General features: G+C 62.8%; 22 protein-coding genes. 13 read left to right on the top strand and 9 right to left on the bottom strand.

The window, feature by feature from the left end; genetic code table 11:
- Nucleotide 1: 1 nt before the first annotated feature.
- A complete protein-coding gene (locus AC1RL5_RS30270) occupies nt 2–598 on the bottom strand; it encodes a septation protein A (protein ID WP_011059933.1) in 597 nt (198 codons plus the stop codon).
- Nucleotides 599–685: 87 nt separating this feature from the next.
- On the opposite strand from AC1RL5_RS30270, the gene AC1RL5_RS30275 reads away from it, so the two are divergent.
- The 6 genes from AC1RL5_RS30275 (at nt 686) to rluB (ending at nt 5,648) form a co-directional block, all read left to right on the top strand.
- Nucleotides 686–1,546 carry a PHP domain-containing protein gene (locus tag AC1RL5_RS30275; protein ID WP_492590168.1) on the top strand — a complete coding sequence of 287 codons (861 nt, stop codon included), beginning with the start codon at nt 686–688 and terminating at the stop codon, nt 1,544–1,546.
- Between the two features lie 13 nt (nt 1,547–1,559).
- Nucleotides 1,560–2,189, top strand: coding sequence for an L-threonylcarbamoyladenylate synthase (locus tag AC1RL5_RS30280; protein ID WP_041120586.1), 630 nt, complete (start codon nt 1,560–1,562; stop codon nt 2,187–2,189).
- Complete coding sequence (locus tag AC1RL5_RS30285; protein ID WP_011059936.1) at nt 2,190–3,008, top strand: segregation and condensation protein A; 819 nt, start codon at nt 2,190–2,192, stop codon at nt 3,006–3,008.
- Between the two features lie 12 nt (nt 3,009–3,020).
- Nucleotides 3,021–4,043 (top strand): SMC-Scp complex subunit ScpB, encoded by a 1,023-nt coding sequence (gene scpB / locus AC1RL5_RS30290; RefSeq protein ID WP_093406594.1) that lies wholly within the window; start codon nt 3,021–3,023, stop codon nt 4,041–4,043.
- Between the two features lie 77 nt (nt 4,044–4,120).
- On the top strand, nt 4,121–4,312 hold the full coding sequence (locus tag AC1RL5_RS30295) for a DUF1289 domain-containing protein (protein ID WP_011059938.1): 192 nt from the start codon (nt 4,121–4,123) through the stop codon (nt 4,310–4,312).
- A 145-nt stretch (nt 4,313–4,457) separates the two neighbouring features.
- On the top strand, nt 4,458–5,648 hold the full coding sequence (rluB, locus tag AC1RL5_RS30300) for a 23S rRNA pseudouridine(2605) synthase RluB (RefSeq protein WP_041116636.1): 1,191 nt from the start codon (nt 4,458–4,460) through the stop codon (nt 5,646–5,648).
- Nucleotides 5,649–5,788: 140 nt separating this feature from the next.
- Here the strand turns inward: rluB and AC1RL5_RS30305 are convergent, their stop codons facing one another.
- Together AC1RL5_RS30305 and AC1RL5_RS30310 are read right to left on the bottom strand one after the other, a co-directional pair.
- Complete coding sequence (locus AC1RL5_RS30305; RefSeq protein WP_015634612.1) at nt 5,789–6,754, bottom strand: CgnE/CgnB domain-containing protein; 966 nt, start codon at nt 6,752–6,754, stop codon at nt 5,789–5,791.
- 63 nt (nt 6,755–6,817) lie between these two features.
- On the bottom strand, nt 6,818–6,955 hold the full coding sequence (locus AC1RL5_RS30310; protein WP_011059941.1) for a hypothetical protein: 138 nt from the start codon (nt 6,953–6,955) through the stop codon (nt 6,818–6,820).
- A gap of 1,021 nt (nt 6,956–7,976) precedes the next feature.
- Here AC1RL5_RS30310 and AC1RL5_RS30315 point away from each other — a divergent pair.
- Both AC1RL5_RS30315 and arfB read left to right on the top strand, forming a co-directional pair.
- A complete protein-coding gene (locus AC1RL5_RS30315; protein ID WP_011059942.1) occupies nt 7,977–9,398 on the top strand; it encodes an amino acid permease in 1,422 nt (473 codons plus the stop codon).
- Nucleotides 9,399–9,602: 204 nt separating this feature from the next.
- A complete protein-coding gene (arfB, locus tag AC1RL5_RS30320) occupies nt 9,603–10,016 on the top strand; it encodes an alternative ribosome rescue aminoacyl-tRNA hydrolase ArfB (RefSeq protein ID WP_011059943.1) in 414 nt (137 codons plus the stop codon).
- Here arfB and AC1RL5_RS30325 read toward each other — a convergent pair.
- From AC1RL5_RS30325 to phhA, 6 genes are all read right to left on the bottom strand, one after another.
- On the bottom strand, nt 10,013–11,212 hold the full coding sequence (locus AC1RL5_RS30325) for an MFS transporter (RefSeq protein ID WP_072451697.1): 1,200 nt from the start codon (nt 11,210–11,212) through the stop codon (nt 10,013–10,015). The genes arfB and AC1RL5_RS30325 overlap by 4 nt on opposite strands.
- Before the next feature lie 116 nt (nt 11,213–11,328).
- Complete coding sequence (locus AC1RL5_RS30330) at nt 11,329–11,511, bottom strand: hypothetical protein (RefSeq protein WP_103407421.1); 183 nt, start codon at nt 11,509–11,511, stop codon at nt 11,329–11,331.
- 83 nt (nt 11,512–11,594) lie between these two features.
- Complete coding sequence (locus tag AC1RL5_RS30335; RefSeq protein WP_015634613.1) at nt 11,595–11,726, bottom strand: hypothetical protein; 132 nt, start codon at nt 11,724–11,726, stop codon at nt 11,595–11,597.
- A 194-nt stretch (nt 11,727–11,920) separates the two neighbouring features.
- Entirely contained in the window at nt 11,921–13,111 is a 1,191-nt protein-coding gene (locus tag AC1RL5_RS30340) for an amino acid aminotransferase (protein ID WP_072451696.1), read from the bottom strand.
- Complete coding sequence (locus AC1RL5_RS30345) at nt 13,111–13,467, bottom strand: 4a-hydroxytetrahydrobiopterin dehydratase (RefSeq protein ID WP_007930096.1); 357 nt, start codon at nt 13,465–13,467, stop codon at nt 13,111–13,113. Before AC1RL5_RS30345 ends, AC1RL5_RS30340 begins: the two co-directional genes overlap by 1 nt.
- A 70-nt stretch (nt 13,468–13,537) precedes the next feature.
- Nucleotides 13,538–14,329 (bottom strand): phenylalanine 4-monooxygenase, encoded by a 792-nt coding sequence (gene phhA, locus AC1RL5_RS30350; RefSeq protein WP_011059947.1) that lies wholly within the window; start codon nt 14,327–14,329, stop codon nt 13,538–13,540.
- Nucleotides 14,330–14,636: 307 nt separating this feature from the next.
- On the opposite strand from phhA, the gene AC1RL5_RS30355 reads away from it, so the two are divergent.
- The 5 genes from AC1RL5_RS30355 (at nt 14,637) to AC1RL5_RS30375 (ending at nt 19,864) form a co-directional block, all read left to right on the top strand.
- Entirely contained in the window at nt 14,637–16,205 is a 1,569-nt protein-coding gene (locus tag AC1RL5_RS30355) for a sigma-54-dependent transcriptional regulator (protein WP_093406584.1), read from the top strand.
- Nucleotides 16,206–16,410: 205 nt separating this feature from the next.
- Nucleotides 16,411–17,151 (top strand): flagellar basal-body rod protein FlgF, encoded by a 741-nt coding sequence (gene flgF, locus AC1RL5_RS30360; RefSeq protein ID WP_015634616.1) that lies wholly within the window; start codon nt 16,411–16,413, stop codon nt 17,149–17,151.
- A gap of 45 nt (nt 17,152–17,196) precedes the next feature.
- Complete coding sequence (flgG, locus tag AC1RL5_RS30365) at nt 17,197–17,982, top strand: flagellar basal-body rod protein FlgG (RefSeq protein ID WP_011059950.1); 786 nt, start codon at nt 17,197–17,199, stop codon at nt 17,980–17,982.
- A 61-nt stretch (nt 17,983–18,043) separates the two neighbouring features.
- Nucleotides 18,044–18,739 carry a flagellar basal body L-ring protein FlgH gene (gene flgH / locus AC1RL5_RS30370; protein WP_011059951.1) on the top strand — a complete coding sequence of 232 codons (696 nt, stop codon included), beginning with the start codon at nt 18,044–18,046 and terminating at the stop codon, nt 18,737–18,739.
- 15 nt (nt 18,740–18,754) lie between these two features.
- Nucleotides 18,755–19,864: a flagellar basal body P-ring protein FlgI gene (locus AC1RL5_RS30375; protein WP_011059952.1), complete on the top strand. Its 1,110-nt coding sequence runs from the start codon at nt 18,755–18,757 to the stop codon at nt 19,862–19,864.
- Nucleotide 19,865 lies beyond the last annotated feature (1 nt).

Here is a 19,865-nt window from a genome sequence, read left to right on the forward strand (position 1 = left end):
GTCAGTCCTCGGTTTTCGGGGTGGTGGGATCGGCGTCATGCAGGTGGCGCGAGAGGTAGATACCCTGGCCCACCAGGAACAATACGGTCATGCCCAGGCTGCCGAAGACCTTGAAGTCGACCCAGATGCTCTGGAAGGTGAAGGCGACAAACAGGTTGGCGGCGCCGCAGAACAGGAAGAAGGCGATCCAGGCGATGTTCAAGCGGGTCCATACCGGGTCTGGCAACGTCAGGGCGTGGCCCATGATGCGCTTGATCAGCAGGCGGTCGCCGACGAAGTGGCTGCCGATGAAGGCCAGGGCGAACAGCCAGTTGACCACCGGAGCTTTCCATTTAAGGAAGGTTTCGCTGTGGAAGGCCAGGGTCAGGCTACCGAAGACCAGGCAGGCGATCAGGGTCAGCCACTGGCTTTTTTCCAGCTTGCGCTGGGAGATGAACAGGGCGCCATACACCACCAGGGAACTGATGATCAGCACCGCTGTGGCGCTGTAGATGCCGCCCAGGGTGACTTCGTGACCGGCAAGGTCGACGACGCGGGGATCAATTTTATAGACGATGAAAAACAGGAACAGCGGGATGAAGTCGATGAATTGTTTCACAGTGGCAGCCAGAAGCAGGATGTCCCGGCATAATAACAAACATCCTTGGTAGCGAAAGCGCCAGCTGACTTGAGGTTTTATCGTCCTGTGAATGTTGATTTGCACTGCCATAGCACGGCCTCCGACGGCGCCCTGGCGCCCGCGGTTCTGGTTGCGCGTGCGTACGAGAGAGGCGTGCGAATCCTGTCCCTGACCGACCACGACACCCTCGAGGGGCTGGACGAAGCGCGCCAGGCGGCGCAGCAACTGGGCATGCAGCTGGTCAATGGCGTCGAGCTGTCCTGCACCTGGGGCGGCGCCACTATCCATGTGCTGGGCTACGGCTTCGATACCCAGGCCCCGGCTTTGGTGCAAGCCATCGAAAAGCTCCACGAAGGCCGCTGGCTGCGTTCGGAGGAGATCAGCCGCAAGCTGGCCCTCAAGGGCATGCCGGGAGCGCTGGAAGGCGCCCGGGCGATCCAGCAGGAACTGGGGGACAGTGGCAATGCACCGGCGCGGCCGCACTTTGCCGACTACCTGGTGCGTGCCGGCTTCGTGAAGGATCGCGCCGAGGCGTTTCGCAAATGGCTGGGGGCCGGCAAGCTGGGGGACGTCAAGCAGCACTGGCCGACCCTGGAAGAAACCGTTGGCACACTGCGGGCCGCGGGGGCCTGGGTCAGCCTGGCCCATCCCTGGCATTACGATTTCACCCGCAGCAAGCGTCGCCGCTTGGTTGCCGACTATATTCAAGCCGGTGGTCATGCCATCGAAGTGGTCAATGGCCACCAACCTGCAGAGCAAGTGGGCAGTTTGGCTATCCTTGCTCGTGAATTCGGACTGCTGGCCAGCGCTGGCAGTGACTTTCATGGCCCTGGAGGCTGGTCCGAGATTGGTGAATATCGCCCGGTCCCGGAAGACCTGCCGCCCCTTTGGTGTCGGTTCAAACATGAGCCAATTATTGCCGCCTGAACAGGTAGAGACAGTGAGTCAATTTTTCCAGATCCACCCGGAAAACCCCCAGCCACGCCTGATCAAACAGGCCGTCGAGATCATTCGCAGCGGCGGTGTGGTGATCTATCCCACGGATTCGTCCTACGCCGTCGCCTGCCAGATGGGTGACAAGGGCGCAATCGAACGGGTTCGACGCCTGCGCCAGCTGGACGACAAGCACAACTTCGCGCTGATCTGCAGCGACCTTTCGCAGTTGGGCCTGTTCGCCAAGATCGACACGGGCACCTTCCGTCTGCTCAAGGCCCATGTGCCGGGGCCCTACACCTTCATTCTCAACGCCACCCGGGAAGTGCCGCGCCTGCTGCTGCATCCCAAGCGCCGGACCATAGGCCTGCGGGTGCCGAGCAACCCGATCGCCCTGGCGCTGCTGGCCGAGCTGGGAGAGCCGCTGATGAGCGTCAGCCTGATCATGCCCGGTGATACCGAGGCCCTGAGCGATCCCTACGAGATGCGCCAGTTGCTGGAGCACCAGGTGGACCTGATCATCGATGGCGGTTTCGGCAGCACCGAGTCGTCCACGGTGATCAACCTCGCCGACGGCGAGCCGGAAGTGATCCGCGTCGGTTGCGGCGACCCTGCGCCGTTCATGGCCGAGGCCTAGATGTCCGCAGTGGAAACCGTCGACGACCAGGCCGGCGCCCAGCAGGAGCTGCCCTTCGCCATGGTCTACGGCCAGGCGGTCATGGAAATGCCCCTGGACCTGTACATCCCCCCGGATGCCCTGGAAGTCTTTCTCGAAGCCTTCGAGGGCCCGCTGGACCTGCTGCTGTACCTGATCCGCAAGCAGAACATCAACATCCTCGACATCCCGGTGGCGGAGATCACCCGCCAGTACATGGGTTATGTGGAGCTGATGCAGTCGGTGCGCCTGGAACTGGCCGCCGAGTATCTGGTGATGGCGGCAATGCTTGCCGAGATCAAGTCACGCATGCTCCTGCCGCGCTCAGCCGAGGTCGAGGAAGAAGAGGACGATCCGCGGGCCGAACTGATCCGCCGCCTGCAGGAATACGAGCGCTTCAAGGCGGCCGCCGAGGGCATCGACGGCCTGAGCCGGGTCGGTCGCGATGTGCTGGTGCCCAAGCTCGACGCCCCGGAGGCCCGGGCGCGCAAGCTGCTGCCGGATGTGGCCCTGGAAGAGTTGCTGATGTCCATGGCCGAGGTGCTGCGCCGTGGCGACATGTTCGAAAGCCATCAGGTGAGCCGCGAGGCGCTGTCCACCCGCGAGCGCATGAGCGATGTGCTGGAACGGCTCAAGGGCGGCGGTTTCGTGCCCTTTGTCGAGTTGTTCACCGCCGAGGAAGGGCGCCTGGGGGTGGTGGTGACCTTCATGGCGATCCTCGAACTGGTCAAGGAATCCCTGGTCGAGCTGGTGCAGAATGAGCCCTTTGCGGCCATCCACGTACGGGCGCGAGCCGAATAACGAGCTTAAATCATGAACCTGAATGAACCCCGCGAGCTGGCGCCCCTGCTCGAAGCCTTTCTGTTGGCCTCGGGAAAACCCCAGTCCCTGGAACGCCTGTTCGAGCTCTTCGAAGAAGCCGAGCGGCCGGACCCGGCGGTCTTCAAGAAAGCCCTGGCCCTGCTCGGCAAGTCCTGCGAAGGGCGGGCCTTCGAGCTCAAGGAAGTGGCCTCGGGCTATCGCCTGCAGATCCGCGAGAAGTTCGCGCCCTGGGTCGGCCGCCTGTGGGAAGAGCGCCCGCAGCGTTACTCGCGCGCCATGCTGGAAACCATGGCCCTGATCGCCTATCGCCAACCCATCACCCGGGGCGAGATCGAGGACGTGCGTGGCGTGGCGGTCAACAGCCATATCGTCAAGACCCTGCTGGAACGTGAGTGGATCCGCGTGGTGGGGTATCGCGACGTACCGGGCAAGCCGGCGATGTTCGCCACCACCAAGGCATTTCTCGATCACTTCAACCTGAAGAACCTCGACGACCTGCCGCCCTTGGCGGAACTGCGGGAAATCGAGGCCGAGCCGGTACTGGAATTCGACGACGCGCCGGTGCCCGAGCACCTGCAACAACTGGCCGATGCCAGCGCCGAGCCGGAGGAGCCCAAGGAAGAAACCAGTTTCCATACCCTGCTGCTGGAGCTGGATTCCATGGAGGAGGGGATCAAGACCGACTTCGAAGACTTGCACCGTGATGGTGTGGTGGAACCGGAGCAGGGAGGAGTGCAAGAGCCGGTGCCGGATCTCCCGCAGGAGGAGGCCCGGACCGAATCTGAGTTCCTCGCCGATGAACCCGATGAACCCGATGAATTCCCGGTCGAACCCGAGGACCGGCCGCCGGTCGAAGCAGAGGATGATGTGCTGGGCGTGGCCGAGGCCCGGGCCAAGTTGCTCGCCGCAGTAGCCGCACTGGAGCCTGCTACGCCGCAGTTGAGCGAGGAAGAGGCCGAAGCCCTGGCCCTGGCCGAAGCCATCGAAAACGAACGCCGCCTGCTGGACGATTGACCTTGTAGTCGCTGGCCGGCTCGGCGCATGGCTGGCGGTTTTTTTCGCCGACAAGCCGGCTCCTACAGAGGTGATGGATGAGTTCTGCCAAGGATCCCTGCATCAGCGTGTGCAAGTTCAGCGATGACATCTGCATCGGCTGCGGGCGCAGCAAGCGTGAGATCAAGGCCTGGAAGAAGCTCGACAAGGCCGAGCGCCGTCAAGTGCTGGCTGAAGCCGCCATGCGCCTGCTGCAATTGCGCGCCACCGGCCGGCGGAAAAAGTCCTGAGGGGCGACTTATCAACTAGTCTGTGATGCGCAACCGCCGCCATGAGCGTATGATTCGCGACCCTTTGGCGATCCCTTCGCCACAGACCCTGTTTTCCACCCTTCAGGCCGCTCAAGCCTGAAGCGACACACCGGGAGGTGCCCAGATGAGCGATACCGATCAGAACGACCAGGAAATCCGTCCAGCCGGCGAAAAACTGCAGAAAGTCCTCGCCCGCATCGGCGTCGGCTCGCGCCGCGATGTCGAGTCCTGGATCAGCCAGGGCCGGATCAAGGTCAACGGCAAAGAGGCCACCCTGGGCCTGCGCGTCGACCTGCATGACGCCATTTCCATCGATGGCAAGGTGATCAAGCGCGAAGAGGCCGCCGAATCGGTGCGCCGCGTGATCATGTACAACAAGCCCGACGGCGAGATCTGCACCCGCGACGACCCGGAAGGCCGCCCGACCGTATTCGACAAGCTGCCGCGTCCGCGCGAAGGCCGCTGGATCAACATTGGCCGCCTGGACATCAACACCACCGGTCTTTTGATGTTCACCACCGACGGTGAGCTGGCCAACCGCCTGATGCACCCTTCCTACGAGATGGACCGTGAGTACGCGGTGCGTGTGCGTGGCGAGGTCGACGACGAGATGATCGAGCGCCTCAAGGCCGGCGTCATGCTCGAAGACGGCCCGGCCAAGTTCACCGACATTCAGCAGGCGCCCGGTGGCGAAGGTTTCAACCACTGGTACCACTGCGTGGTGATGGAAGGTCGCAACCGTGAAGTGCGCCGCTTGTGGGAATCCCAGGGCCTGGTGGTCAGCCGCCTGAAGCGCGTGCGCTTCGGTCCGGTGTTCCTCAACTCCGACCTGCCCATGGGCCGCTGGCGCGAAATGAGCCAGTACGAAGTCGATGTGCTCAGCGCCGAAGTCGGCCTGACGCCGGTGGCCATGCCGCAGCTCAATGCCAAGTCCAAGGACAAGCTGGAGCGCATGCAGCGCAAATCCTCGCGTCCGGTGGGCAAGAGCGAGCGCGTGCGCACCCTGCGTCCGGCCAATGGCAGCGCGGCCACGCCGCGTGTTTCCCGCGAGCCGCAGATCGAAGGCGAGCGTCCTGGCCGCAAGCCGGCTGCCCGTCCGGATGGCGAGCGTGGCTCCCGTGCTCCGCGTCCGGCTACTGGCCGCGGCACTCCGGTGGCCGAACGCCCGGCGGACACCAAGCGTCCGGCCAAGCCGGCGCCCAAGTCCAAGCGCCCAAGCCTGGTGCTGGACAAGGACGCACCGTCCGGCAAGCGCCGTGGCGCCCCGGCCGGTTCCGGCCAGCGTCCCGGTTTTGGTCGCCGCAAGCCGGAGTGATTCCCGGCCTGCCGACAAAAACGCCAACCTCCGGGTTGGCGTTTTTTTTTGCCTGCAACTGCGCAGGAGCCGGCTTGCCGGCGAACCGGGCCACCCGGCTTGCGCAGGCTGAAAGCGGCCTTCGCTTGCCAGCTCCTACGCTAGAAGGCGAACTGGCCGTCGAACACAGGCTTGTTATCCACCGCCAGCACTCCGGAGCTGAAGATCAGGTCCAGGTGATGGCTGCCTTTGGCGCCGCCCCCCAGGCCCAGGTGCAGGCCGCAATGGCGCTCTTCGAAGCCGGAGTTGCGCCCGTAGAGGGACCTGATGCCCTCGTTGGTGCCGATTCCCAGTTCCTCTATGCGCCGGTTGGACGGGTTGGCATCCAGGTACTTGTTGAAGTCATTGGCCAGCCCCGGCACCTCGGTGGCCACCCGGCTGATGCTGGAGTTCTCGATCCACAGTTCCAGCGGTGCTTTCAGCACCCCGTACTTGCGGGCGAAAGGGATGGTGCTGAGGAAGGTGCCGAGAAACTTCACATGGCCGTTGATGGCATCGCTGTGGGTGGCGATTTCCCCCGGTGCCAGGTCGTAGTTGCCGACGCCGTTGATGTCAGTCCATTTCTTCACGCTGTTCAAGGGCGCTTCGAAATATGAGCCCTGAAGGTCGCTGAAGCTCAGGGTGGTGGCCTGGGACAGGCGGCGGATCAGAGTGGCGTTGAGGTCGGCAATGCGTTGCGGCTCGACGCTGAAGGTGTCGTAGAAGTACTCGCCGTAATCCTTGAACAGCAGGGACTTCTTCCAGTGCTCGGCCATCAGCCCATGTAGTGGCCGCAGGAACTCCGGGCCGTCGGGGCGTGGCTGGGGCAGGGTCGAGGAGTCGTAGAAGAAGATGTACAGGTCACAGTCGATGATGGCCTGGGCAAGGGTCGCCGCCGGCTCCTGGTCCAGGCGCAGGGCGCTGACCGTCAGTGGGGTGGCCTGGCGCGACTGTTCGAGGATGGCGCTGACCATGGCCTGGTACTCGGCGGTGTGGCCGATCACCACCCTGGAGGGCTGGGCGCCGCTCAAGGCCGGATGCCGCTCGAGGTAGTACAGGAAATGGCGGATGGCGCGGGTCTGGTCCATAAAACCTCCCTGGAGGACAAAGGTGACCGGCGCAGGCACCAGGCCTGCACCGGTCCGGGCGCCTTACATCGGCCACATGGCGGTGCCGAATGGCACCACCGCGTCAGCCTGCATCATTTCCACTGCTGCTTCATGGGTGGCGGCTTCAAACCAATCGTCCAGTTGCAGTTCGGTTTCCAGGTCTTGTTCCAGTGCTTGCATGGTGTCTCTCCTAGATACAGTGCGTGTAAGCAGTCCATTGGCGGAGCAGTTGAACAGCGGAGAACGGGAAGGTTGCTGGGCCGCTCATCCACTCCCGGAACTTGTCGGCTGGCTGAGCCGGCAAGTGGCTGGAAACCTAGTCCAGGGCATTTTGAAGTGCAAAAAAATAATTAGATTATTTTCTGCTGAACTTTATTTTCTATTTTGAGGTGAAATATTTATCCCTTGAAAACAAAAAGCTAAGGCTTTTCCGCTTGTCGGGCGGTGTGGGTGTCAATTTGCAGTCGGTTCGCCAGTTGATCTGGTTTGGCAATTTATCGTTACGCCTCGTAAAGAAAAAATTACGAAATGCGCCGTGATCCGCCTGTAATCCGCGGCGATGGATGCACTGTAAGGAAAAGCTGCCGGCAGTTGTTCGGGAAAGCCACCGCCGAGGCTCTAGCCCGCTTGTTCCGGGGCGCCAAGGCAGGTGAGATGCACATCTGCCTGCGTACAGGTGCATAACAAGAAGGAGGCGCAATGAACGCCGTAACCGACTTTCACTCACACCCTTCGATGGGCGATGGCCTTCGCTCATTCATCGACGACCCCACTCGGTCCGTCCACTTTCGCGCCGCCGATGCCGAGCATCGGGCTGGCCCCGCAGGATTCCGGTTACCGGCACGCTGATAAAGCGGTGTCTGGCGGCAGGGAGTCAGGGGTGTACAATGCGCGGCGTTTTAACTGTGACCCAACTGCGTACCCGCGCATTTTGCGCCTGAAACGTGCTTTCCAGACCGCTTGCGAGGCGCTGAAGAGCTCGCTGCAAGGCCAATAAACTCAAGGTTATCCACCTTGTTCACTCCGCCGCGTCACGAGCGTGGTGGGTTCGATTTCGTCACAGATAAAAACAAACAGGTGACGCATGACCGTTAAAAGAACGCTGAACTTCTGGTGCCTGCGCTGGGGTTTGATCCGCGCCGCTTAAGCCTTTACCGGGCGGCAACGTCTGACACACATTACCTTGCGTGAGAGCCTTTTCATGAGTGGACAAAACTCGCATTCGGGCGAGCTGAAACGCGGCCTGAAGAATCGCCATATTCAACTGATCGCCCTGGGCGGCGCGATTGGTACCGGTTTGTTCCTGGGGTCGGCCGGGGTGCTCAAGTCCGCCGGCCCGTCGATGATCCTCGGTTATGCCATCTGCGGTTTCATCGCTTTCATGATCATGCGCCAGCTCGGCGAGATGATCGTCGAGGAGCCGGTGGCCGGCTCCTTCAGCCACTTTGCCCATAAATACTGGGGCGGCTTTGCCGGTTTCCTCTCGGGCTGGAACTGCTGGATCCTCTATATCCTGGTGGGCATGTCGGAGCTGACAGCGGTCGGCAAGTATGTGCACTACTGGTGGCCGGACGTCCCGACCTGGGCCTCGGCAGCCGTGTTCTTCGTCATGATCAACGCCATCAACCTGGCCAACGTCAAGGTCTTCGGCGAGGCCGAGTTCTGGTTCGCCATCATCAAGGTGGTCGCCATCGTCGGCATGATCGCCCTGGGCAGCTACCTGCTGGTCAGTGGCCACGGCGGCCCGCAGGCCTCGGTGAGCAACCTGTGGTCCCACGGCGGCTTCTTCCCCAATGGGGTCAGCGGCCTGGTGATGGCCATGGCAATCATCATGTTCTCCTTCGGTGGCCTGGAAATGCTCGGTTTCACTGCAGCGGAAGCCGACAAGCCGAAGACCGTGATCCCCAAGGCGATCAACCAGGTGATCTATCGCATCCTGATTTTCTACATCGGCGCCCTGGTGGTGCTGCTGTCGCTGACGCCGTGGGACACCCTGCTGGTGACCCTGAACGCTTCCGGCGATGCCTACAGCGGCAGCCCCTTCGTCCAGGTGTTCTCGATGCTGGGCAGCAACACCGCGGCGCACATCCTCAACTTCGTGGTCCTGACCGCGGCGCTGTCGGTGTACAACAGCGGCACCTATTGCAACAGCCGCATGCTCCTGGGCATGGCCGAGCAGGGCGATGCGCCCAAGGCCCTGGCCAAGATCGACAAGCGCGGCGTGCCGGTGATGTCGATCCTCGCTTCGGCGCTGGTGACCTTCGTCGCCGTGGTGCTCAACTACCTGATTCCGCAGCATGCCCTGGAGCTGCTGATGTCCCTGGTAGTGGCGACCCTGGTGATCAACTGGGCGATGATCAGCTACTCGCACTTCAAGTTCCGCCAGCACATGGAGCGTACCGGCCAGACCTCGCTGTTCAAGGCGCTGTGGTACCCCTACGGCAACTATGTCTGCCTGGCGTTCGTGGTGTTCATCCTGGGCATCATGCTGATGATTCCGGGCATCCAGATCTCGGTGTACGCGATCCCGGTGTGGGTGGTGTTCATGTGGGTCTGCTACTGCATCAAGAACAAGCGCAGTGCCCAGCACGCGCTGCAGGCAGCCAGTGCTTCGCTGAAGTAAGCGCGGCCCTGGCAACGACTAACCCGGCTCCGGCCGGGTTTTTCATGGCCGTGATTTTTGTCGGGGGCTGAGATCGCTTTCGCCGGCAAGCCGGCTCCTACGGTGTGCCTGACCGCTGTAGGGGGCTGGCTTGCCAGCGAAGAGGCCCGCAAGAGCGTGGGGAATGGGGGTATCCTATGCGCCCTGAAGACGGATTCCTGTTCCATGCTGGTGATTTCCAACAACGTGCATCTGCCGGATGCCGAGATCGAGCTGACCGCCATCCGTGCCCAGGGCGCCGGTGGGCAGAACGTCAACAAGGTGTCCAGCGCGGTGCACCTGCGCTTCGACATTCCGGCTTCGTCCCTGCCTCCGTTCTACAAGGAGCGCCTGCTGGCGTTGCGCGACAGCCGCATCACCAGTGACGGCGTGATCATCCTCAAGGCCCAGCAGTACCGAACCCAGGAGCAGAACCGCGCCGATGCCCTGGAGCGCCTAACCGAGCTGATTCTCAGCGCCATCAAGGTGGAGAAGAAGCGCCGCCCGACCAAGCCGACCCTGGGTTCGAAGAAGCGCCGCCTGGAGACCAAGGCCAAGCGCGGCAGCATCAAGGCCGGGCGCGGCAAAGTGGACTTCTAGCGCGCCTCGCGTTCCTGGCGCAGCTTGGGCGCCTGGTGGTACAGGTACAGGCTCAGCACCAGGCCGGTGCAGGCAGCGATGGCGGCGAACAGGAAGATCGAGGCAAAGCCGAAACCAGCAGCAATCGCCCCCGCCAGCGGGCCGGTGATGCCCAGCGACAGGTCGATGAACAGCGAGTAGGCCCCCACTGCCGCGCCGCGGCTGGAGGCTGGCACCAGGTTCACCGCTTCCACCCCCAGGGCCGGGAATACCAGGGAGAAGCCGAAGCCGCTCAGGGCTGCGCCGGCCAGGGCCCAATTGGCATCCGGGGCCAGCCACAGCAGCAACAGGCCGAGGGTTTCCACCGACAGGCAGGCAATCGCCACGCGAAAGCCGCCGAGGCGGTTGATCAGGTTGCCGAACAGCAGTCGCGCGCCGATGAAGCTGGCACCGAACAGGCTCAGGCACAGTACGGCGTTGTCCCAGTGCCGGGTGGCGTAGTACAGGGTGATGAAGGTGGCGATGGTGCCAAAGCCGATGGAGCCCAGGGCCAGGCCGCAGCCATGGGGAAACACCTTGCCCAGCACGTGGATGAACGGCAAGCGCTCGCCGGCAACGATCGGCGCGGCGAGTTTCGGCCAGGCCAGCAGCAGGCCGAGCAGCGCCAGCAGGATGATGCTCGCTCCCATGCTCCACAGCCCCAGCCGGCTTACCAGCCACACCCCCAGCGGCGCGCCGATGGCCAGGGCGCCGTAGCTGGCGATGCCGTTCCAGGAAATCACCTTGGCGGTATTCTGCGCCCCGACCCGGCCGATGCCCCAGCCGATGGAGCCCGAGCCCACCAGGCTTTCCGCGCTGCCCAGGACCAGGCGGCCGACCAGCAAGCTGATCAGGCTCAGGGTCGGCAGGTTGTGCAGCCAGGCCGAAAGCAGCATGAACACCCCGCTCAAGCCGCAGCCGGCCAGGCCGTACATCACCGCGCGCTTGCTGCCCAGATTGTCGATGATGCGCCCGGCATAGGGCCGGCTGAGCAGGGTGGCCAGGTATTGCACGCTGATCACCAGGCCGGCGATCACGGCGCCAAAGCCCAGCTCGCTGTGCACGTAGCCCGGCAGCACCGCCAGCGGAATGCCGATATTCAGGTAGCCGATAAAGGTGAACAGGACGATAGAGACGACGTGCAGCGTGACCGTCAAGGGGCGCTGGGTATCTGGCATGGGAAGGGGACCACTGCGACAGCTCAATAGATAGGCTGCTTATGATACCGATGTGCAGGGAGGGGTTGTGGGGGAAATCGATGTGTTGTTCAGATTTTTACCTGGCCGGAGTCGGTTCAGGCGTCATTGTTGCCCAGCAACCGGGTGGTGACCAGGGCGGCCAGGGCGTTTTCCTGGGTGCCGAAGCGGGCCAGCAGGGCGGCCTGTTTTGCTTCGCTGAGGCGATTCCACACGTCGATCATCTGTTCGGCAGTGCCGATCAGCACGCTGGCTTGGGTTTCGCTGAAGGATTCGGTCATGGTGCGGCGGGGCTCGGGAGGAGGGTTTCAGGCGGTGTGGAAAGCGCTTGAGTAGCGCTTTCCACACGGTCTGGTTACAGCTTTCAGTCTTCGCTGTCGGCCTTGCGGCTGTCGGCGGCTTCTTGCACTACAGGCTTGTCGGCACTGGCTTGTGGCGGAGTTGTCTGCTCAGTTTCGTGCAGGCTTGGGAAGGGGAGATTCGGGATCTCATGCATGTCGTTGCTCCTCGCAAAGTCTGTTTTTTAAATCGCTGGGTAGATCCGCGCTTTTAAAAAGCTTGGGCAGGATACAGCACTGGAAATGACAAAAAGATTTTTATCGCGCTTTTTGGGATGAAAGGGATTTCATCGAGTGGTGCGGCTTGCCGTCACAGGCAGCCAGAGGGCTGCCTGTGACGGTGCGCAAGTTGCTATACGACCCGGGCGATGGCTTCAGCCAGCAAGTCCAGGCGGCTGGCGTCGATCCCGGCCACGTTGGCGCGGCCGGAGCTGACCATGTACACGCTGTGGTGGTCGCGCAGTTCCTGGACCTGGGCAGGGCTCAGGCCGGTGTAGGAGAACATTCCCCGTTGCACGCCGATATGCGCGAAACGTTCGGCCAGGCCGTAAGGCTGCAAGGCCTCCAGCAGGCCGGCGCGCAGTTGCGCGATTCGCAGGCGCATGGCTTCCACTTCGTCCGCCCAGAGGCTTTTCAGCTCCGGGTCGCCGAGGATGGTGGCGACCACCGCCGCGCCGTGATCCGGTGGCGTGGACCACAGGTTACGGGCGATATGGGCCAGTTGGCTGCGCACATCGAGCAATTTCTCGGCGTCCTGGGTGCAGACGATCAAAGCGCCGGTCCGGTCGCGGTACAGGCCGAAGTTCTTCGAGCAGGAGCTGGTGATCAGCACTTCCGGCAGTTCGGCGGCGAACAGCCGCACTGCCCAGGCATCCTGCTCCAGGCCGTCGCCGAAGCCCTGGTAGGCGAAGTCGATCAGCGGCAGCAGCTTGCGGCTGCGTACCACGTCCAGCACGCGTTGCCAGTCGGCGTGGCCGAGGTCGAAGCCGGTGGGGTTGTGGCAGCAGGCGTGCAGCAGCACCACGTCGCCCTCGGGCACCTGGTTCAGGGTCGCCAGCATGGCCTCGACGTCCAGGCGGTTGTCGCTGCCCACATAGGGGTAGTGACTGACCTTGACCCCGGCCGCGGCAAAGATGGTCTCGTGGATCGGCCAGGTCGGGTTGCTCAGCCACACGCCACGGCCCGGCAGGCAGTGGGCGATGAAGTCGGCACTCAGGCGCAGGGCGCCAGTGCCGCCCGGGGTTTGCGTGGCGCCGGCACGCTGGGTGGCGATCAGTTTCGAATCGCTGCCCAGTACCAGTTCATTGATCACCTTGCCGAAGGCCGCGTCGCCATGGCCGCCGATGTAGATCTTGGTGTCCTGGCTGTCCACCAGGCGCTGTTCGGCCAGCTTCACCGAACGCGGGATCGGCGTCAGGCCCTGGGAGTCCTTGTAGACCCCCACGCCGAGGTCGAACTTGCGCGGGTTGGGATCGTTGGCGTAGGCCCCCATCAGGCCGAGAATCGGGTCGCCGGGAACCCGGCCGATGGCGTCGAAGTGCATTACTTGCGTCCTTCTGCGGTCTTGGCCACTTCATCGGTGCGGGCTGCCATGATGAAGTCGTTGCGGTGCAGGCCCTTGATCGAGTGGCTCCACCAGGTCACGGTCACCTTGCCCCACTCGGTGAGCAGGCCCGGGTGGTGGCCTTCGGCCTCGGAGATCTCGCCCATGGCGTTGGTGAAGGCCAGGGCAAATTTGAAGTTCTTGAACAGGAAGACTTTTTCCAGCTGCATCACGCCATCGCGAACTTCGATGTTCCAGTCAGGGATCTGCTTGATCAGTACCGGCAGTTCTTCGTCGCTGACTTGAGGAGCATCGGCACGGCAGGCTTCGCAATGGGCTTGGTTCAGAGCGGTCATGGTGGGTTCCCAGGATTCAATTCTTGTTGGAAGTTACTATCTTTCGCAGCGGCTCGCGAGTGCGGGCCGCTCAGGCCGCCTTGGGTTTTGGCGGAAACTTGGGGGCGTGCAGGCCCAGCTGCATGCCTTGGTGGACCAGGGCCATGATGTCTTCGTGGGCCAGGTCGAACAGGCGCTTGAGGTTGGGCAGGGTGAAATAGATCGGCTGCAGGATGTCGATGCGATACGGCGTGCGCATGGCTTCCAGCGGGTCGAAGGCCTGGTGTTCCGGCTCTTCGGACAGGCTGTACACGGTCTCCTTGGGCGAGGACAGGATGCCGCCGCCATAGATGCGCCGCCCGGCCGGGGTGTCCACCAGGCCGAACTCGATGGTCATCCAGTACAGGCGCGCCAGGTACACCCGCTCTTCCTTGGTGGCTTGCAGGCCGAGCTTGCCGTAGGTGTGGGTGAATTCGGCGAACCAGGGGTTGGTCAGCAGCGGGCAGTGGCCAAAGATCTCGTGGAAGATGTCCGGCTCTTGCAGGTAGTCGAGTTCTTCGCGGGTGCGAATGAAGGTCGCCACGGGAAAGCGCTTGCTGGCCAGCAGTTCGAAGAAAGTCTGGAAGGGGATCAGCGCCGGTACCCGGGCCACTTGCCAGCCGGTGGTTTCACCCAGGACCTTGTTGATTTCGCCCAGTTGCGGAATACGGTCGTGGGGCAATCCGAGCTTGTCGATGCCGTCCAGGTATTCCTGGCACGCACGGCCCTCGATCACTTTCAACTGGCGTGTGATCAGGGTGTTCCACACCGCGTGTTCTTCGGGTGGATAGTCGATAAAACCTTGCGCGTCGGGCTCGCGGGCCACGTACTGCGTCTGCTTCATGCTGCTCTCCTGCCAGGGGATGCGTTCTTGTTATGTGTGACCCCAGTGATACCCGAGGGTGCGACGCTTTGCAGCAGGTGGCCGGTGCGGGTAGAGGGCTGTCGCGCATCAATTTGTAAAGTAAACGTTACGAATCTGGCGGGGTCTCCACCCTGTGGTGGGTTTTCAGGTTTGAAAAAGCCGTTTGCTGTCACATAATCTTGACGACTATCTGCGCCATCCTGCAGAAAGTTTGTAAAACCCGATGCCATAAGCGTCGGTTTTCGGCGCTTATGCCTTTCACTGCCAGTCCCAGGGCCTTCCTTCTATGCGTATCAAAGTTCACTGCCAGAATCGCATCGGCATCCTGCGCGACATTCTCAACCTGCTGGTGGAATACGGGATCAACGTGGCCCGTGGCGAGGTGGGGGGCGAGCATGGCAATGCCATCTATCTGCACTGCCCGAACCTGATCAACCTGCAATTCCAGGCACTGCGCCCCAAGTTCGAGTCCATCGCCGGGGTGTTTGGCGTCAAGCGAGTCGGGTTGATGCCCAGCGAGCGCCGGCACATGGAGCTCAATGCGCTGTTGGGGGCCCTGGAATTCCCGGTGCTGTCCATCGACATGGGCGGCTCCATCGTGGCGGCCAACCGGGCTGCAGCGCAGTTGCTGGGGGTGCGGGTGGACGAGGTGCCGGGCATTCCCCTGTCGCGCTACGCCGAAGACTTCGACCTGCCGGAACTGGTGCGGGCCAACCAGTCGCGGATCAACGGGTTGCGGGTCAAGGTCAGGGGCGATGTGTTCCTGGCGGACATCGCGCCGCTGCAATCGGAACATGACGACAGCGAAGCCATGGCCGGCGCGGTATTGACCTTGCACCGGGCGGATCGCGTTGGCGAGCGCATCTACAACGTGCGCAAGCAGGAGCTGCGGGGCTTCGACAGCATCTTCCAGAGTTCGAAAGTCATGGCGGCGGTGGTGCGTGAGGCTCGGCGCATGGCGCCGCTGGATGCGCCGTTGCTGATCGAGGGCGAGACCGGGACCGGCAAGGAGCTGCTGGCCCGTGCCTGTCACCTGGCCAGCCCGCGCGGGCAGTCGCCGCTGATGGCCCTGAACTGCGCCGGGTTGCCGGAGTCCATGGCCGAGACCGAACTGTTCGGCTACGGCCCCGGCGCCTTCGAGGGGGCTCGGGCAGAGGGCAAGCTGGGGCTGCTGGAGCTGACCGCCGGTGGCACCCTGTTTCTCGACGGGGTAGGGGAGATGAGCCCGCGCTTGCAGGTCAAGCTGCTGCGCTTCCTGCAGGATGGCTGCTTCCGCCGGGTCGGCAGCGATGAAGAGGTGTACCTGGATGTGCGGGTGATCTGCGCGACCCAGGTGGATCTTTCCGAGCTGTGCGCCAGGGGCGAGTTCCGCCAGGACCTCTATCACCGGTTGAATGTGCTGTCCCTGCACATTCCGCCATTGCGCGAATGCCTCGACGGCCTGCCCCCCCTGGCGGAGCACTTTCTCGACCAGGCCAGCCGGCAGATCGGTTGCCCGTTGCCGCGTCTGGCGCCGGCGGCCATGGAACGCCTCAGTCACTACCACTGGCCGGGCAATGTGCGGCAACTGGAGAACGTGCTGTTTCAGGCGGTTTCCCTGTGCGATGGCGGTACGGTCAAGACCGAGCACATCCGGCTGCCGGACTATGGTGCGCGCCAGCCGCTTGGCGATTTCTCCCTGGAGGGTGGCCTGGAACAGATTGTCGGGCGCTTTGAAAAGGCCGTGCTCGAGAGTCTGTACGCCGAACATCCCAGTAGCCGTCAGTTGGGCAAGCGGCTGGGGGTTTCCCACACCACCATCGCCAACAAACTGCGCGAATACGAGGTCGGCAAGAATGCCGGCGACAATCCCTAGGCTTGTATCCGGGCCGTTACTTGCCGGTAGCGGCATAAGACCGCCGTTTTTCCGTCTTCTGTCAGCGCTGTTTTTTCCTCTGTAATCAGGCAAAGCCTTGCCCCGCCTGGGGATCACCACTGCGTGAAAAAGTTGGTGCGCTTATTGCTTATGGCTTCGCAGTACAGCGGTGGGCGGCAAACGTCCGGCAGACAGAGGAAAGACTGTGGACAAGTACCTTTATGTGGCAATGACCGGCGCCAGCCAGAATGCACTGGCGCAAAAGGCTCATGCCAACAATCTGGCGAACATCTCTACCAATGGTTTTCAGCGCGACCTGGAGCAGGCCCGTGCGATGCCGGTATTTGGTGACAGCTTTCCGGCGCGCGCCTTTGCCATGAGCGAGCGCCCGGCAACGGATTTCAGTGCCGGCTCGATGGTGGAGACCGGTCGTGACCTGGACGTGGCCGTCAGCGGCAACGGCTGGATCGCCGTGCAGAGCCCCGACGGCAGCGAAAGCTATGTGCGCACCGGCAGTTTGAATGTCGACGCCCTAGGTGTGCTGCGCGCCGGCAACGGCATGCCGGTGATGGGCAATGGCGGTCCGATCGCCGTGCCGCCGGAGCAGAAGATTGAAGTCGGCCAGGACGGCACCATCAGCATTCGCGCCATGGGCGAGGGCCCGCGAGTCATGGCCGAGGTCGACCGCATCAAGCTGGTCAACCCGGACATCAAGAACCTCACCAAAGGCCTGGACGGCTCGATCAAGACCAAGGACGGCCAGCCGGCACCCGCCGATGCCAATGTCCAGGTGGTCTCGGGCTTCCTGGAGTCGAGCAACGTCAACGCCGTTGAAGAGATGACCGCGGTGCTGGCCTTGTCCCGGCAGTTCGAATTGCACGTGAAGATGATGAACAGCGCCAAAGAAGACGACCAGGCCATGGCTCGGGTCTTGCAGATCAGCTAATTACCAGTATCTAGCGCCGTAAAACAGGCGCGAGAGGAGAAATCAATGCTTCCGGCTCTATGGGTTGCCAAAACCGGTCTGTCCGCCCAGGACACCAACCTGACTGTCATTTCCAACAACTTGGCGAACGTCTCGACCACGGGCTTCAAACGTGATCGCGCCGAGTTCCAGGACCTGCTGTACCAGATCAAGCGTCAGCCGGGGGCCCAGTCCACCCAGGACAGCGAGCTGCCAACCGGCCTGCAGGTCGGTACCGGTGTGCGCATTGTCGGCACCCAGAAGAACTTCACCGCCGGCAGCCTGCAGACCACCGAGCAGCCTCTGGACCTGGCCATCAACGGCCGCGGTTTCTTCCAGATCCTGCAGCCCGATGGCACCACGGCCTACACCCGTGACGGTACTTTCCACCTGAACTCCGACGGCCAGATCGTCACCGCCAGCGGTTTTGCCCTGGAGCCTGCGGTTGTCGTGCCCAACGATGCGCAGACCTTCACCGTAGGCCAGGACGGCACCGTGTCCATCACCATTGCCGGCAACCCGGCGTCCCAGGTGATCGGCAACCTGCAAACCGCCGACTTCATCAACCCGGCAGGCCTGCAGGCCCAGGGCAACAACCTGTTCCTGGAAACCGCCGCCAGTGGCGCGCCGCAGATCGGTACCCCGGGCCTCAACGGTTTCGGCACCACACTGCAGAACACTCTGGAAGCCTCCAACGTCAGCACCGTTGAGGAGATGGTCAACATGATCACCACTCAGCGCGCTTACGAGATGAACTCCAAGGTGATCTCCACCGCGGACCAGATGCTCTCGTTCATTACGCAGAAGCTGTAATCAAGTCTTGAGGTCGCCACGGGTCTGAAGTGGCGCACCGGCAACATCGTGAGGAAGGGTCATGAATCGGTTTATTTGTGTTCTAGCGCTGAGTGGGAGTGCCGTGCTCGCGGGCTGTGTCGCCCCGCCGCCCAAGCCCAATGACCCTTACTACGCGCCGGTGCTGCCGCGTACGCCGCTGCCTTCCGCGTCCAACAACGGTTCGATCTACCAGGCCGGCTTCGAGCAGAACCTGTACAGCGACCGCAAGGCGTTCCGGGTCGGTGACATCATCACCATCACCCTGAACGAGCGGACCAACGCCAGCAAGGGTGCCAACTCGGCGCTGACCAAGACCAGTTCCAACAGCATTGGCCTGACCTCGCTGTTCGGTGCCGTGCCCAACACCAACAATCCGCTGGGCGACGGCGACCTGACCTTGAATGCCGGCTACAGCGGCAACCGCGCCACCAAGGGCGACAGCAAGGCGGCCCAGAGCAATAGCCTGACCGGTTCGATCACCGTGACCGTGGCCGACGTACTGCCCAACGGCATCATCGCGGTGCGCGGCGAGAAGTGGATGACCCTCAACACCGGCGATGAGCTGGTGCGGATTGCAGGCCTGGTACGGGCGGACGACATCGCCACCGACAACACCGTGTCCTCGACCCGGGTCGCGGATGCTCGCATCACCTATTCGGGCACCGGCTCGTTTGCCGATGCCAACCAGCCTGGCTGGTTCGACCGTTTCTTCCTCAGCCCGCTGTTCCCTTTCTAGGTGATGAAAAGACTCATGCTCAATTTCAAGCACCTGATGGCGGCGGCGTTGTTGCTGTCCACTTCCCTTGGCGTCCAGGCCGAGCGGTTGAAGGACATCGCCAGCATTTCCGGCGTGCGTTCCAACCAGTTGATCGGCTATGGCCTGGTGGTCGGGCTTAACGGTACCGGCGACCAGACTACCCAGACGCCGTTCACCCTGCAGACCTTCAACAACATGCTGTCGCAGTTCGGCATCAAGGTGCCGGCCGGCTCCGGCAACGTGCAGTTGAAGAACGTCGCGGCGGTGTCGGTGAGTGCCGATCTGCCGGCGTTCGCCAAACCGGGCCAGCAGGTGGATATCACCGTGTCCTCCATTGGTAACTCCAAGAGCCTGCGCGGCGGCACCTTGCTGCTGACGCCGCTCAAGGGTATCGACGGCAACGTCTACGCCATCGCCCAGGGCAACCTGGTGGTGGGTGGTTTCGATGCCGAAGGACGCGACGGTTCGAAGATCACCGTCAACGTACCGTCGGCCGGGCGGATTCCTGGTGGCGCCTCGGTCGAGCGTGCCGTGCCCAGTGGTTTCAACCAGGGCAATAGCCTGACCCTGAACCTCAACCGTTCGGATTTCACCACCGCCAAGCGCATCGTCGACAAGATCAACGACATGCTCGGCCCAGGCGTGGCCCAAGCCATCGACGGTGGCTCGATCCGGGTGACCGCGCCCCTGGACCCAAGCCAGCGTGTGGACTACCTGTCGATCCTGGAGAATCTGGAGATCGATCCGGGGCAGGCGGTGGCCAAGGTCATCATCAACTCCCGTACCGGCACCATCGTCATCGGCCAGAACGTCAAGGTCTCGCCGGCGGCGGTGACCCACGGCAGCCTGACCGTGACCATTACCGAAGACCCGATCGTCAGCCAGCCCGGCCCTCTGTCCAATGGCCAGACCGCGGTGGTGCCCCGCTCGCGGGTCAATGCTCAGCAGGAAGCCAAGCCGATGTTCAAGTTCGGCCCGGGCACCACTCTGGATGAGATCGTCCGGGCGGTGAACCAGGTGGGCGCGGCGCCAGGCGACTTGATGGCCATCCTTGAAGCCTTGAAACAGGCCGGCGCCTTGCAGGCCGACCTGATCGTGATTTGAG

Source organism: Pseudomonas sp. GW822-FHT06D10, assembly GCF_058799535.1.